At 57.0% G+C, this 15,246-nt stretch carries 9 protein-coding genes; 6 read left to right on the top strand and 3 right to left on the bottom strand.

The annotated features are described in order from the left end of the window. Window positions 1–1,752 (top strand): PTS fructose-like transporter subunit IIB, encoded by a 1,752-nt coding sequence (locus D8U69_RS22345; RefSeq protein WP_130908139.1) that lies wholly within the window; start codon window positions 1–3, stop codon window positions 1,750–1,752. Window positions 1,753–1,920: 168 nt separating this feature from the next. Then, complete coding sequence (locus D8U69_RS22340; RefSeq protein ID WP_130908138.1) at window positions 1,921–3,462, top strand: alkaline phosphatase D family protein; 1,542 nt, start codon at window positions 1,921–1,923, stop codon at window positions 3,460–3,462. Between the two features lie 147 nt (window positions 3,463–3,609). Here the strand turns inward: D8U69_RS22340 and D8U69_RS22335 are convergent, their stop codons facing one another. Beyond that, window positions 3,610–6,138: a sulfite reductase flavoprotein subunit alpha gene (locus D8U69_RS22335; RefSeq protein WP_130908137.1), complete on the bottom strand. Its 2,529-nt coding sequence runs from the start codon at window positions 6,136–6,138 to the stop codon at window positions 3,610–3,612. A gap of 138 nt (window positions 6,139–6,276) precedes the next feature. After that, window positions 6,277–8,601, bottom strand: a complete 2,325-nt coding sequence (locus tag D8U69_RS22330) for a TonB-dependent siderophore receptor (protein ID WP_130908136.1) — start codon at window positions 8,599–8,601, stop codon at window positions 6,277–6,279. Window positions 8,602–8,808: 207 nt separating this feature from the next. Here D8U69_RS22330 and D8U69_RS22325 point away from each other — a divergent pair, with 207 nt between their 5' ends. From D8U69_RS22325 to D8U69_RS22310, 4 genes are all read left to right on the top strand, one after another. Beyond that, window positions 8,809–9,489 (top strand): Fe2+-dependent dioxygenase, encoded by a 681-nt coding sequence (locus D8U69_RS22325; protein WP_130906251.1) that lies wholly within the window; start codon window positions 8,809–8,811, stop codon window positions 9,487–9,489. A gap of 57 nt (window positions 9,490–9,546) precedes the next feature. Beyond that, window positions 9,547–10,248 (top strand): tetratricopeptide repeat protein, encoded by a 702-nt coding sequence (locus tag D8U69_RS22320; protein WP_056855257.1) that lies wholly within the window; start codon window positions 9,547–9,549, stop codon window positions 10,246–10,248. A gap of 259 nt (window positions 10,249–10,507) precedes the next feature. Then, window positions 10,508–12,724, top strand: a complete 2,217-nt coding sequence (locus D8U69_RS22315; RefSeq protein WP_130908135.1) for an alpha-xenorhabdolysin family binary toxin subunit A — start codon at window positions 10,508–10,510, stop codon at window positions 12,722–12,724. A 48-nt stretch (window positions 12,725–12,772) separates the two neighbouring features. Beyond that, window positions 12,773–13,651, top strand: coding sequence for a hypothetical protein (locus D8U69_RS22310; RefSeq protein ID WP_130908134.1), 879 nt, complete (start codon window positions 12,773–12,775; stop codon window positions 13,649–13,651). 92 nt (window positions 13,652–13,743) lie between these two features. Here D8U69_RS22310 and D8U69_RS22305 read toward each other — a convergent pair whose 3' ends face one another. After that, window positions 13,744–14,907, bottom strand: a complete 1,164-nt coding sequence (locus tag D8U69_RS22305; protein WP_056854987.1) for a type III PLP-dependent enzyme — start codon at window positions 14,905–14,907, stop codon at window positions 13,744–13,746. Between the last annotated feature and the right edge of the window lie 339 nt (window positions 14,908–15,246).

The raw sequence follows: 15,246 nt of genomic DNA, 5'->3' as shown, positions 1-15,246 counted from the left end.
ATGAAGTTAGCCATTGTTACTGCCTGCCCGAACGGCATGGTCACCAGTGTGCTGTGCGCCCGTTTGCTGGACGCAGCAGCCCAGCGCCAGGGTTGGAGCACCAGCGTCGAGATCAGCGATGCGGCGCACCCCGAGCGGCAACTGTCGGCGGCCACACTCGATGCGGCCGAATGGGTGTTGCTGGTCACCAGTGCGCCGGTGGACATGTCGCGATTCGTGGGCAAGCGCATCTACCAGAGCACCCCGGCCCAGGCCCTTCAGGATGTGGAATCAGTGTTGCGCCGCGGGGCTGAAGAAGCTCAGGTTTATTCAGCGCCTGAAGCCGTCGCCGAAGCCGTCGTGGAACCGGCGGGGGCCGCAAATAATGCGCCGCGCCTGGTCGCGGTCACCGCGTGTCCGACCGGTGTCGCGCATACCTTCATGGCCGCCGAAGCATTGCAGCAAGCGGCCAAGCGCTTGGGCTACGACCTGCAAGTGGAAACCCAGGGCTCGGTCGGTGCGCGCAACCCGCTGAGTGCGCAGGCCATCGCCGATGCCGACGTGGTGTTGCTGGCGGCAGACATCGAAGTGGCCACCGAGCGTTTCGCCGGCAAGAAAATCTACCGCTGCGGCACCGGCATTGCGCTCAAGCAAGCCGAAGCGACATTGAACAAGGCCCTCGCCGAAGGCACCCAGGAACGCGCAGCGACGGGTGCCAGCGCCGCGGCCAAAAAAGACAAGACCGGCGTTTACAAGCACCTGTTGACCGGCGTCTCGTTCATGCTGCCGATGGTGGTAGCGGGCGGCTTGATGATCGCCTTGTCCTTCGTGTTCGGCATCACTGCGTTCAAGGAAGAGGGCACGCTGGCGGCGGCGCTGATGCAAATTGGCGGCGACACGGCGTTCAAGCTGATGGTGCCGTTGCTGGCGGGCTACATCGCCTACTCGATTGCTGACCGGCCGGGCCTGGCGCCGGGGATGATCGGTGGACTGTTGGCAAGTACCCTGGGCGCTGGATTCATTGGCGGGATCATCGCCGGTTTTATCGCCGGTTACGCGGCGCAGGCGATCAACCGCTACGCGCGTTTACCGCAAAGCCTCGAGGCGTTGAAACCGATTCTGATCATCCCGTTGCTCGCCAGTTTGTTTACCGGTCTGGTGATGATCTATGTGGTCGGTAAACCGGTGGCGGGGATGCTTGCCGGGCTTACGCATTTTCTCGACAGCATGGGCACCACCAACGCGATTCTCCTCGGCGTGCTGCTGGGCGCGATGATGTGCGTCGACCTCGGCGGACCGATCAACAAAGCCGCTTATGCATTTTCGGTGGGACTGCTGGCGTCGCAGAGTTATGCACCGATGGCCGCGACCATGGCCGCCGGCATGGTGCCGCCGATTGGCCTGGGGATTGCCACGTTCATCGCCCGACGCAAATTCGCCCAGACCGAACGCGAGGCCGGTAAAGCGGCGTTGGTGCTGGGGTTGTGCTTCATCTCCGAAGGGGCGATTCCGTTTGCTGCGAAAGATCCGTTGCGAGTGATTCCGGCGAGCATTGCCGGTGGTGCGCTGACCGGTGCGTTGTCGATGTATTTCGGCTGCAAACTGATGGCGCCCCACGGTGGGTTGTTCGTGATGCTGATTCCGAATGCGATCAATCATGCGTTGCTGTATCTGCTGGCGATTGTCGCCGGGAGTTTGCTGACGGCGGTGGTGTATGCGCTGGTCAAGCGCCCGGAGACGGTTGAGTTGGCGCTGGAGCCGGCCAAGGCCTGAGGCGGAACCTTGTAGGCGCCGAGCTTGCTCGCGATGACGGACTGACATTCAACATCGAGGTGAATGAAACACCGCCATCGCGAGCAAGCTCGGCTCCTACAAGGATCGCGGTTTCACATCAGCGTCACGGACACGTGCTTAAGTTTTTCCTTTTCCAGGGAGAACACCATGAGCGATTTCAACCTTGGCCGTCGTCGTGTGATGCAAGCGGTCGGCGCCGGACTGTTGTTGCCGGGGCTGGCGCCGGCGGTCATCGCTTCGGTCAAGGATCGACCACAACTCACCGACGGCGTGCAGTCCGGCGACCTGTTGGGAGACCGGGCGATTATCTGGAGCCGCAGCGACCGCCCGGCTCGAATGGTGGTGGAATGGGACACCCGCAGTCTGTTCCCCAACCCTCGGCGTTTCGTCTCGGCATTGGCCGATGCCCGCACCGATTTCACCGCCCGTGTCGAGTTGACCGGGTTGCCCGCCGACCAGGCGATTTTCTATCGCGTACAGTTTGAAGATGCCCAGAGCGGCGTCGCCAGCGAACCGTGGTTCGGCCACTTGCGCAGCGTGCCGCAAACTCGCCGCGACATTCGGTTCGTCTGGAGCGGCGACACCGTCGGTCAGGGCTTCGGCATCAACCCGGACATCGGCGGCATGCGCATCTACGAAGCCATGCGTTTGCGCCTGCCGGACTTTTTTATCCACAGCGGCGACACCATCTACGCCGACGGCCCCGTACCCGCCCAACTCACCACCGAAAGCGGTCGCGTGTGGCGCAACCTCACCACCGAGGCCAAGAGCAAAGTCGCCGAAACCCTCGACGACTACCGCGGCAATTACCGCTACAACCTGATGGACGAAAACATCCGTCGCTTCAATGCCGAAGTGCCGCAAATCTGGCAGTGGGACGACCATGAAGTGGTGAACAATTGGTCGCCAGGCAAGCAACTGGATGAGCGCTACAAGAGCCAAGATATCCACAGCCTGGTGGGCCGCGCGCGTCAGGCCTGGCTCGAATATGCACCGATGCGTTTGCAGAGCGCCGATGGTGGCGGACGGATCTATCGCCAGCTCAGTTACGGACCATTGCTCGATGTGTTTGTGCTCGACATGCGCAGTTACCGCGAGGCCAATGACGACAACCTGGGTGGCGCCAAACCCTTCCTCGGTCGTGAACAACTGGACTGGTTGAAAGCATCGTTGAAAGCTTCCAAAGCACAATGGAAAGTCATCGCTGCCGACATGCCCATCGGCCTCGGCGTGCCCGATGGCGAGGTCAGCCCCGGTGTCGAGCGCTGGGAGGCGGTGGCCAATGGTGATCCGGGACCGGCCCAGGGCCGCGAGCTGGAAATTGCCGAGCTGCTGGGGTTCCTGCGGGCGCAGCAGGTGCGCAACTTCCTGTTCCTGACGGCGGATGTGCATTATTGCGCCGCGCATCACTACCACCCGGACCGCGCCGCGTTCCAGGATTTCGAAGCGTTTTGGGAGTTCGTCGCAGGTCCCCTGAATGCCGGGAGCTACGGGCCTAATCCGCTGGATAAAACCTTCGGCCCGCAAGTGGTGTTCCAGAAAGCACCGCCCGCGCAGAACATTTCACCGTTTGCCGGGTTTCAGTTTTTCGGTGAGGTGAATATCGAAGGGCAAAGCGGGGCGTTGAGCGTGGTGTTGCGTGATCTGGATGGGGTTTCCGACTTTGAACAGACGTTGCAGCCGGTGTGACCCGCTGATGGAGTATCGTTCCCACGCTCTGCGTGGAAACGCCTCTACGGACGCTCTGCGTTCGGCTTTTGGGACGCAGAGCGTCCCAGGGCCGCATTCCCACGCAGAGCGTGGGAACGATCAACGACAGGGGCAGGTGCGCAGTTGTCAGTACACGTCGCGGCGGTAGCGGCCTTGTTCGATCAGGCGCTCGACTTCGGCAGCACCGAGCACATCATTGAGCACTTGATCGACCCCGGAGGCCATGCCCTGCAAGCTGCCGCAGATGTAGATCACCGCGCCGTCCGCCAGCCATTTCTTCAACTCGCCGGCCGATTCGCGTAGGCGATCCTGCACGTAGATCTTTTCGGCCTGATCCCGCGAGAACGCCAGGTCCAGGCGCTGGAGATCTCCGGAAATCAACCACTCTTCCAGCTCATCGCGGCACAGGTAATCGTGTTGCCGATGGCGCTCGCCGAACAACAGCCACTGGCGTTGCTGGCCATCGGCAATCCGCGCCTTGAGCAAGCTGCGCAAGCCGGCCAGACCGGTGCCGTTGCCGATCAGAATCATGGGCACGGGTTCGTTCGGGAGATGGAAGCCGCTGTTGCGGCGCACCCGCAGACTGATGCTGCTGCCTACAGGCGCGTGTTCAGTGAGCCAACCGGAGCCGACACCGAGGCTGCCATCGGCATGCAGTTCCTGGCGTACGATCAACTCCAGAATGCCGTCGGCGGCAATCGAGGCAATGGAGTATTCGCGCTTGGCCAACGGCACCAGAGCGGCTACCAGCGCTTGCGCGTGCAGGCCGACCAGATGGCTGCGATTTTCTGGCAGTTGGCGGCTGGCAAGGGCTTGCTCCAGCGGTTGCGACAAACCGTCGAGTTCAATCGTTGCCCGTCCATCGATGCTCAGGCCATCAAGGAAATGTTCGATCGCCCAAGGGCAGTTGCGCGGCAACACTTCCACCAGGTCGCCAGCCAGCCAACTGCTGGTGGTGGGTGCGGTGAGGCCCAGCAAATAGACGGGCGAACCGCTGCTGTCCGGGTTGATTTGTTCGCGGCGGGTCAGGGTCCAGTTGTCGTAGCTCGGCGCTTGCCAGGTGTCCACCGGCGCCTGACCGGTCAACTGGCCCAGTTGTTGCTGCCAGTGACGCAAGGCGTAAGGGTCGCCACTGTCGACTTCCACGGGGGCGAACAGGGTCTTGCCGCCATGTTCGCCGAGCCAGCTGTGCAGGCGTCGGGCGAAGCCGCAGAAATGTTGATACTGGCGGTCACCGAGGCCGAGTACCGCATAGTTCAGGCTTTCCAGGCTCAAGCTGCGGCCCAGTAACTTGCGTTCAAACCCCCGGGCGCTATCGGGTGCTTCGCCGTCGCCGAAAGTGCTGACCACGAACAAAGCGTTGCTCGATTCACGCAGATCTTGCTCGCTGACATCCGCCAACGGCTGGACCTTGACCGGCAGGCCGGCGGCCTGCAATTGGCCGGCAGTCTGCCACGCCAGTTGCTCGGCGAAGCCGCTCTGACTGGCGAAGCCGATCAGCCACGCTGGCACATCGCTGGCTGATTGGGCCAGCCCTTTGCGTGCGTCCTTGACCTGGCGTTTCTTGCGTCGACGATCGAGGTACAGCAGCCAACCCGTGATGAAGAACAGCGGCATGGTCAGCGCGGTGATCGTCAGGATGATCCGCCCACCAATGCCGAAGAAACTGCCGACGTGCAGCGCATAGATGCTGGTCAGCAACTGTGCCTTGAAGCTCTTGTCGCTGTAGCGCTCGTGCCGCTTGATGACGCCGGTGAGCGGATCGAGGGTGATCTGGTTCAGCGCGCGGTCGTGGGGCGAATCCTTGAGCAAATAGAAAACCGTCGCCGGTTGTCCGGCCACCGGTGGCATGCGGGTGTTATAGAAACTCAGGCCGGGACCGGCCGCGCTGTAGATGCTGCTCCACATGGCCGAATAATCGGCTGTCGGCGCCGGGCCTTTCGGTGCCGGGCCGCGACCACCACGAACGCGTTCGTTCTGCGGTGAGTCGGAGAGCAATTTGTTCAGACCCTTGTTGTACCACTCGTAGGACCAGGACAGCCCGGTCAGCGCTGCCAGGAGATAAAACACCAGGCACCAGGTGCCGGCGATCGAGTGCAGGTCCCAGTTGAAGCTGCGACCTTTTTTCTTCCAGTCGAGAGTCAGCCACGCGCGCCAGCTTTTCCACTGGCGCGGCCAGCGCAGATAGAGGCCGGACAGGCAGAAGAACACCAGGATCAAGGTACAGGCGCCGGTGATTTGCCGACCGGTATCGCCCATGGCGAGAAAACGGTGCAGTTGCAGCATCAGGCCGAAGAACTGCTGGCCAGTGGCGTCGCCCAGCAATTCGCCGGTGTACGGATCAAAGAAACGCATGGGACCGCGGCGCTCACCCGGTGCCGGGGTGAAGAAGGCTTTTGCGGCGACGTCGTTGTCGATGTCGACCGAGAGCATCGCGATTTTCAGGTTCGTGGCCGCTTCGATCTTCTCCACCAATTCAGCGGGCGGCAGCACACCGGCGACCTGTTTCTGCACCTGCAACACAGAAGGATTCAACGCATACAGGATCTCGTCCTGAAACGATACCGTCGCCCCGGTGATGCCCATCAGGGCCAGGACCAGTCCGGCGCTGATGCCAAAAAACCAGTGCAACTGGAACAGGGTTTTCTTCAACACGTCGCTCGCCTTGTTCGTTCAAAAGTTGTCATCACGGCGCGCATTATGCCGTGGGTTGTCGAGAAACATTCCTTTTACACACAAAAGCTGTGGGAGCGAGCAAGCTCGCTCCCACAGCGATTGTCGTATGACAGTCAATCAGAAGTGGAAGTTGGTGCTCAGCAAAGCAGTACGGCCCGCCGCCTGGTTGGCGAAGTGAGTCGAGAACGCTTTGTCGTAGTAGGTTTCGTCGGTCAGGTTCTGCACGTTCAATTGCAGGTCGACGTTTTTGGTCAGCTTGTAGGCCGCCATCGCATCGTAGCGAACGTAGGAATCAACCATGGTGGTGTTGGCTGCGCTACCGAACACGTCGTCGACATAGAACGCGCCGCCGCCGATGGTCAGCTTCGGCGTGACCTGGTAAGTCGTCCACAGGCTGGCGCTGTTTTTCGGTGTGTTCGGCAGTTCGTTGCCATTGTTGGCTCGGTTGGCCGGCATGTCGCCGCCATCGATTTGCTCGCTGTCCATGTAGGCGTAACCGGCGAAGACCTGCCATTTGTCGGTGAGCTTGCCAGTGGCCGACAGTTCGAAACCTTGAACCCGAGTTTTGCCGACGTTTTCGTACGTGGTGGTGTTGGTTTGCACCCGAGCGTTTTCTTTCTCGGTGCGGAAGATGTCAGCCGTCAGCGACAGACGATCGTTCAACAGATCCCACTTGGTACCGATTTCGTAGTTCTTGGTGGTCTCCGGCTCCATGTCGCTGGCGAGCAGGTTGCCGTTGCGATCAGGCGTGCCACCCAGCGGGTTGCCGTCCTGGCCTTCGCCCAGGGTCGCGCCCGGTGGGGTGGCGGATGTTGCGTAGGACGCATAGATGCTGCCGTTTTCCGCCGGCTTGTAGACCACACCGAACTGACCGGTAACGAACTCGCTGACATCATCGCCCTTGGAGGTGGTGGTGCCGGCCGCGTTGTAGGTCTTGTAGTCGGTGTCGAAGTGGTCGTAGCGCAGGCCCATGTTCACCAGCCACTGCTCGGACAACGTCAAAGTGTCGAACACGTAGAGCGCGTAGGTTTTACCCGTAGTGTCGGTGCCGGCATAGTTGCGCGAGATCGCGCCGTTCCATGGGTCGCTCGGGTTCGGGCTGGACAGCGAGGTGCAGTTGTAACCGCTTGGCGCGCCGATCAGCGCGGGGCTGCAGTTGGTGGTCGCTGCGGCAGTTCTTGGCGTGGTGTCGGTGTTGACGTTGTACGAGGACTTCTTGCTTTCTTCGCGGCTCAGCTCGATACCGGTGGCGAAGCTGTTCTTGAAGCCGGCGATGTAGACGTCGCCAAACAGGTCGGTCTGGTTGGTGGTGGTCTCGGTGTTGCTGACGCGGGTGTTCGCACGGCGCCAGACGCTGCCATTGTTGACGTTGCCCTTGCTGTCGTCCGGCTGGGTCAGGATGTAGTCCTGCATGCTGTTGCCATGACGCAGGGTGTTCTTGACGGTGAGCGCGTCGCTCAGGTCGTGCTCGATGGCAATGGTGGCCGTGTCGACGCGGGTCTTGCGGAAGTCGCGGTTGTCGAGGCCATAGAAGTTGCTGCTGTCGCCGCCGTCATCCGGTTTGTCCGGATTGGCCTTGGTACGCGCCGCCGAGCCTGCGGTCGGAATCGAATAAGGAATGCCCGAGTCTGGCGTGTCGTTGCTTTCGAGGTGGTAGTAGTCGAGGTTGACCCGGGTGTCGGTGCCCAGGCCGAACGCCAGCGACGGCGCCACGCCCCAGCGATCGTAGTCGACGCTGTCACGGCCGGCGACGTTGCTCTCGTGGCTCATCAGGTTCAGACGGCCGGCGACGGTGTCGGAAAACTGATAGTTGCCGTCCATGGTGTAACGCTGGGTCTGGTCGGAGCCCCAGGTGAAACCACCGTCGAACGAGTCGCCCAGATGCGCTTTTTTGCTCACAAGGTTGATGCTGCCCCCGGCCGCGCCGCGGCCGCCGATGGCCGAGTTCGGGCCTTTGCTGACTTCGATCGACTCTACGGCGAAGATCTCGCGGCTCTGCGAACCGGTATCGCGCACGCCATCCAGATAGGTGTCGCCTTGGGCATCGAAACCACGAATGAACGGACGGTCGCCTTGCGGGTTGCCACCTTCACCGGCACCGAAGGTGATGCCGGGAACGGTGCGCAACGCGTCCTGCATGTTCATCGCGCCCGTGTCCTTGAGGACTTGTTGCGGGATGACCGTGATCGAACGCGGAGTGTCAACCAGCGGCGCGGTGTACTTGGGTGAGGAGGCTTTTTCGACGTTGTAGGAAGTGTCGTCCTGGGCTTCACCGGTGATGGCCGTGGCACCGAGGGAAATCGTGTTGCCCGGCGCTTTCTCGTCGGTTTTTTCAGCCGCGAAAACCATGTGACCAGCGGAGCCGGCGGTGATTGCCACGCCAATTGCAGAAGCGAGCAAACGCGGTGAGCTGACCGGTAATTGTGGGTGTTGACGTGACATTTTGATTCCCCTCCCCAAGGATTTGAGGCGGCGGAATATAGGGTAAACACGTATTTGTAGCAATTGCGAAATATTGCTATTCGCACTGAATTTACATTCTTTACAATTTGACCTTACGGTTTTTGCTGCTTCGTTCGTCTAGCGGGTTTTACACAGGCAATAAGAATCAATACCATTGGCGTCCTTTTGCTTCCAGGTGTCTACGCCATGCTGCTGCACATTCCAGGCTTGTTCGAAAAAGAAGAAGTGCAGCGCATCCGCGAGGCTCTGGAACAGGCTGATTGGGCCGACGGCAAGATCACCGCCGGTTACCAGTCGGCCAAGGCCAAGCACAATTTGCAATTGCCGGAAGGTCATCCGCTGGCCAAGGAGATTGGCGCGGCCATGCTGGAGCGACTGTGGAAAAATCCGCAGTTCATGTCAGCAGCACTTCCGCACAAGGTCTTTCCTCCGTTGCTGAACTGTTACACGGCCGGTGGCAGTTTCGATTTCCACATCGATAACGCCGTGCGCCAACCCAAGGGCAGCATCGAACGGGTACGCACTGACCTGTCGGCCACGCTGTTCTTCAGTGAGCCCGAGGACTACGACGGCGGCGAACTGGAAATCCAGGATACCTACGGCACCCAGCGTGTGAAGTTGCCCGCCGGCGACATGGTCCTGTACCCCGGCACCAGCCTGCACAAGGTCAACGCGGTGACGCGGGGTACGCGATACGCCTCGTTCTTCTGGACGCAGAGCCTGGTGCGTGAAGACAGCCAGCGGGCACTGTTGTTCGAGATGGACGGGGCGATCCGCAACCTGACCCGCGATGTGCCCGATCACCCATCGTTGATCCGCTTGACCGGCACTTATCACAATCTGTTGCGCCGCTGGGTCGAGGTGTAAGTGGCGGATTTTCGTTTGCGCCGCGAGGAAGTCCTCGACGGTGACCAGCTTAAAACCATGCTCGAGGAAAGCCCGGCACGCGCTGCACAGGCGATTTTGATCGCCGCGCGTGAGGGTGTGCTCGACGCTCAGGCCTTGCTCGGGCAAATTTTGCTGGATGGGCAAGGTATTGAGCAGGATCAGCCGCTGGCTGTGCGCTGGTTCGAGATCGCTGCCCAAGGCGGGCATTTGATGGCGCGCAACATGCTGGGTCGTTGTCATGAACACGGCTGGGGTTGCGTAGCCGATGCGACGGTTGCTGCGGGGCATTATCGCCAGGCTGCCGAAGCCGGACTGGATTGGGCGATATACAACTATGCCAATCTGTTGGCGACCGGGCGTGGCGTGGCGGTGGATCAGCGGCAAGCCTTGAGTCTGTATCGCCAGGCAGCCGAACTGGGCCATGCGAAGTCGATGAATCTGTTGGGGCGTTATCTGGAGGAAGGCAAGTTTTGCCTCGCTGACCCACTCGCGGCGCGAAGCTGGTATCGACGCTCGGCGCTCGGCGGGGATTTTCGTGGGCAATTCAGTTATGCAGGGCTCTTGGCGGAAGAAGGACAAATCGGCGAGGCTCTGGAGTGGTTGCACAAGGCGTTGGCGGGAGGAAACAGCAATTTCCTGCGGGTGAGCGTTGTAGCCTTGTCAAGCGCAAGACATCCGCAGATTCGTGGGATGGCTGAAGTTTATCAACAGCGATTATCACAGTTGGTCACGTCGTAACAGCTTCGCTGTTCATTAATAATAGAAAGCCTATATTAAAATTTCGCGCTGTAAAAGTTGGCGGGCGGGATGGTTGTTGCTGGTCTGGTTATTTTATTAATGTCTGCTGTCTTGAATTTTAATATTTTAAGACTTGTTGATTTGTTTCGTATCGCCTTAAGGTTGTTTTCACAGTATTGAAAAGTGTCGCCGGAAGCGGCGCTCGAATATTGTTGATGTTAATTCTTTCTTAATACTCGACGAAGACAAGGAGTCTCTGATGGAGTTGAAAACGAATAATGAACTGGTCGAAGCTGCCGCCAACACACCCCAGGTGTTTGTGAATGCATCGTTAGGTGTGGGTGAAGAGCATCACCGTGGAATGGGGATACAGTTGACCAAGGAACAGATCATCAGTCTCAAGAAGTATGAAACGTTAGGGCTTTCTCTTCCTGTTCGGCTGCAAGATGTAATTGCATACTTGAATTACGGCGCGGGTGATGAGGGGGGCAAGGGGCTGACGGCGAGTGATTTTTTATTTACATTCACTTTGACCTATAACCATGCCAAGCGCTGGTCACCATTACGCCGGGACATAATGCTGACAGGCAACGAGCTGAAAATTTTTGCCGGCAGCATCCTCAGGACAGGTTACTCAATTGTAGAGGTATATGAGGACCTCAAGATATCGAAATATCTGGAAGAACATAATATCAATACGCCGGAAGAGTATCTGAAACTGAAAATGAAAGTTCCAGGCCTCCCCAGTGATGAGGTGTCTCCCGGAGATGTAAACGAAATTCGAATCTACCTCAATGATCTGCTGTTCAAGGTCACGCAATGTCATCAAAGCGCCGAGTCGGTACGAACCAGACTGAACGAGTTTGGCCACGACATGCTCACGAAAGTGCTGCCGCAAATCAGGTTGCGACTTGAGTTTGTTAAGAACAATACCTATGGGGCAGATATACAGGTTCTGCAGGATGAAATTGATCAGCGCTCAAAAGAGATTGAGGATCTCAACAAGCAATATGATCAGATGGTTCAAGAGGCAATCAAGGCAGCAGCGACCTTGAATGTTGGCGGTTTGATTCTCGGCATCTACCAGGGTGTCAAAGCTGAGCAGATACGCACTCAGCGTAACAAGCTTAAAGATTTGCAAAGAACCGCGAATCAATTGATGGCCAGCAAAAGCCAGACACTGAGCTCTTTGAACAGAGTGCGTGATGATCTGCAGAACCTGAGTTACGTTGCGGTTGAAGCTGAAGTGGCGACTCAAAACCTTATGCTGGTATGGAATGCGTTGAGTAACTACATCGCGGCTTCCATGCAAGACGTTACCAAGCTGGATGAAGCAACCTCCCTGAGACGATTCAAGAATCAGATACTCAGTATTGTCGAGCCTTGGGAGCAGATAAAAGTAGGTTCGGATCAGTTGCTCAGCGTGTTCGCAGAGGCTGATAAAGAATATGAGAGCAATCGTTTGGTTTTTGGGGAGGGGATGGCAATGCGTGGGTTGATTTATAGTGTGGATGTTCCGGTTTTTAATGTGGTCAAGCTGCGTGGTCATAATGCTGAAGTGCAAGGGGCGAATACTTCTGCGCAAATGCTTTTCGAACAATTCGATTACTTGCCGGGCACTGTTGTTACGATGAATAGCGTAGCGTTCAATATTAACAAGATTACATTTGAGCTGCGCAAGAATGCTCAGGACTTTACTCTTTTTCTTGAGCGTGCCGAGAAAAAGCTCAAAGGCTACCAGGCAGAATTGGTTAATCCGGAGGATGCGGATGAAGTACGGGAGGATATGGAGGTGGAACTCAATAACCTTTCCAATAAAGTCTGCGCACATGCTGAGGATCTAAAAAGCATTCAAAGGGGTATTAGCATCCCGTATGATCGGGAGGCTCCTGAAGGATGGATTGTAGCGCTCACGCAGGATCGGATATTCACGGAAGACCTCAAGATTAAAACCGAGGAAAAATTGGCCGAGCTGACTGAGCAGATGAAGTCGGTGTCCGAAGCGATTGACTTGATCGCCAAAGCTGGCGTCGAAAAAATTGGCGAAGAAGCTCAATTGTCACTTGAAAGTTTGAAAGCGTTGGGTTTGGCACCCCCGCAGGTCCAGGTTGCGTTATTTGCTGTTGATATGCTTAAGAAAATAATCTCGGGTATAGGTGAGGCTATTTCTTTTCTCAATATGGTGGCCGCGTATAACCGACTCGCCGAGAAGGCAACTGATTTGCGAGCGCACTCGCAAAAGTACGCCAGGCATATTCTCCAGATTGATGGGAAAATCACTCTGGTCAAGACATTGAACGAGGTGGATGACGGTCGTTCGAAATACGTGAATGAGTTTTCAAAGCTGAAGAATGATGTAGAAAAATTTTCTCGTGAGTTTAAGCAAGATGCTTCGATTTCCGTCGAAAAGCGAGCGGATAGTGCAGTGTCCAAAATAGCGGAAGTTGTCAAATACATGAAACCAGTTTATCAATAAACAGGATTTAGGGGGTGGTCATATGCCCATCCCCTTCAAATGATGAATATGAATTCACAAGACTATGGTTTTACATCAGCGCAACGGCGCATTTTAAATCGATACAGCACTTTTCTAGGTTCTTTGTATCCGACCTTTGATCGTATATCGCTTATGTTTGAGCATCGTAGAAAAAATGGCCATCAACTTGCCAGTCTGCCCAAGGACTCGCGCTTGGTGAATGCCCCGTTCAATGAGCGATATTTAAAGACCTTTTGGGGGCGTACCAGAGAAACTTTACTTTTAGGCGAAGCTTTTTTTTCAGATCTCGAAATATTCACTCGTGAATGTTTGGAGATGACCGGAAAAACCTCGCGGGATGAGCCCATTGATCTGGTGGATTTCAGGCAGTTCAGTTTATCCAGGTCCCCGACCTGGATGTTATTTCCGCCAACGAAGGTGCCAGATTTGATTCATGAACTGGCTCTTCGATTCGATGAGCTAAGAATCGCGGTAGGAGAATTGAAATTTACGTTGGGAGAAGTATATGTAGAATCGTTTGGGTTGAGGTCGGTATTCGCCACAGCCATGGAATATCGGTCCTGTAATTGCCATGCAACGCCAAAGGTTGCGCAGGCGTTATTCGGCGAGCCTGTGACTACTCCGGCCTGGGACTTCAATTACTCTTCGAGGGACCCTTCAGTCAGCGCTGAAGAATATAAGGCAGATATCGCAGCGTTATTCACCGGGTTCGTTGCGGTGATCGCTCAGATGCAGTTATTCATTGAGGAGCTTTATCGACGTATCCATGGGCTGTTCATTGAGCTGCTCCGGGCAAAGACGGCAGCGAGGCTCGGCGAATTAAACTTCAAGCTGGCCGGCACCCTGGAGGGCGCTGGTGAGTGCGTGAAGATGATGAACCACCTTGAGCTTTGGCTTCGTGAATGAAAAAAAAGCCCATAAAATTTATGGGCTTTTTTAATGGAGTTGTCTCGTCCTGAACACGGGTTACCCTGTTTCAGGACCAGAGAGGATGCCTATCAAACGTAAAACGATTTCAGCGGCGGAAAGCCATTGAACTCAACGGCGCTGTAACTGGTGGTGTAGGCACCGGTCGACAACCAGTACAGGCGATCACCGATGGCCAGGTTCAGCGGCAGGCCGTACTTGTAGTTTTCGTACATGATGTCGGCGCTGTCGCAAGTCGGGCCGGCGATGACCACTTCTTCCATCTCGCCTTTCTTTTCGGTCCAGATCGGGAACTTGATGGCTTCGTCCATGGTTTCGATCAGGCCGGAGAACTTGCCCACATCGGTGTAAACCCAACGCTCGACAGCGGTGCGCGATTTGCGCGCAACCAGCACCACTTCGCTGACCAGAATACCGGCGTTGGCGATCAGCGAACGGCCCGGCTCGAGGATGATTTCCGGCAGGTCATCACCGAAGTCTTCCTTGAGGAAGCGAATGATCTCTTCGGCGTAGGTTTCCAGGCTGTTGGTGCGGGTGATGTAGTTGGCCGGGAAGCCGCCGCCCATGTTGATCAGCTTCAGTTCGATGCCGTCTTCTTCTTTCAGACGCTCGAAGATTACTTTGACCTTGGCGATAGCCGCGTCCCAGACGCTGATGTCGCGCTGTTGCGAACCGACGTGGAAGGAGATGCCGTAGGGCACCAGGCCGAGGTCACGGGCGAGGATCAGCAGGTCCATGGCCATGTCGGTCTGGCAGCCGAATTTGCGCGACAATGGCCAGTCGGCGGTGGTCGAGCCTTCGGTGAGAATACGTACATAGACTTTCGAACCCGGCGCTGCTTTGGCGATGTTGCGCAGGTCGGCTTCGGAGTCGGTAGCGAACAGACGTACGCCCTTCTCGTAGAAGTAGCGGATGTCCCTGGATTTCTTGATGGTGTTGCCGTAGCTGATCTGGTCGGCGCTGACGCCGCGGCTCATCACTTTGTCCAGCTCGTAGATCGAGGCGATGTCGAAGCTCGAGCCTTTCTCTTTGAGCAGGTCGATGATTTCCACGGCCGGGTTGGCCTTGACCGCGTAGTAGACCTTGGCGAATTCGAAACCGGCGCGCAGGTCGTCATAGGCCTGGCTGATCATCGCGGTGTCGATCACCACGAACGGGGTTTCTTGCTTGTCGGCGAACGCCTTCATTTTCTGAAAGGTTTCGCGCGCAAAATAGTCTTCGACCTGGATCGACATACTTGGGACTCCTAGTGGCAAACGTCGTTAATCAATGGGTGCAAATGAACGTCCTCCGTATCCCCACTTTGGTTCGCCTACTTCCCAAGGCATGTCGCCGAAAGCAAAAAGGCCATGGGAAGTGCAGCTTTCCCTTGGCCTTGCTGTCTCGTCGTCAGTACTTGAGCCGGATGGATCGTTTCCAGCATGGACGTTCGGCGCGAACTTTAGGGCGTGAGGGGCTTGAGATCAACAAAAAATGTCGCGTTTTTGCACGCTTCTGACGTGCGTACCCGATATCACTCTTTGTAGCGGACCTGTGTGACGGGCAGATGTTCCCCGTGATTTTTCCAGTGTTAA

The sequence above is a fragment of the Pseudomonas sp. Sample_16 genome (genome assembly GCF_004307665.1).
GTDB lineage: Bacteria > Pseudomonadota > Gammaproteobacteria > Pseudomonadales > Pseudomonadaceae > Aquipseudomonas.
The sequence above is the reverse complement of the archived record's forward strand: the minus strand, read 5'-3'. Positions and strand labels throughout refer to the sequence as shown.

What these genes read in the sequence shown, in the direction of transcription:
- D8U69_RS22320 (WP_056855257.1), top strand. Translation starts at nt 9,547, where the DNA reads ATGCTCGAGGAAAGCCCGGCACGCGCTGCACAGGCGATTTTGATCGCC.
- D8U69_RS22340 (WP_130908138.1), top strand. Translation starts at nt 1,921, where the DNA reads ATGAGCGATTTCAACCTTGGCCGTCGTCGTGTGATGCAAGCGGTCGGC.
- D8U69_RS22345 (WP_130908139.1), top strand. Translation starts at nt 1, where the DNA reads ATGAAGTTAGCCATTGTTACTGCCTGCCCGAACGGCATGGTCACCAGT.
- D8U69_RS22325 (WP_130906251.1), top strand. Translation starts at nt 8,809, where the DNA reads ATGCTGCTGCACATTCCAGGCTTGTTCGAAAAAGAAGAAGTGCAGCGC.
- D8U69_RS22330 (WP_130908136.1), bottom strand. Translation starts at nt 8,601, where the DNA reads ATGTCACGTCAACACCCACAATTACCGGTCAGCTCACCGCGTTTGCTC.
- D8U69_RS22310 (WP_130908134.1), top strand. Translation starts at nt 12,773, where the DNA reads ATGAATTCACAAGACTATGGTTTTACATCAGCGCAACGGCGCATTTTA.
- D8U69_RS22315 (WP_130908135.1), top strand. Translation starts at nt 10,508, where the DNA reads ATGGAGTTGAAAACGAATAATGAACTGGTCGAAGCTGCCGCCAACACA.
- D8U69_RS22305 (WP_056854987.1), bottom strand. Translation starts at nt 14,907, where the DNA reads ATGTCGATCCAGGTCGAAGACTATTTTGCGCGCGAAACCTTTCAGAAA.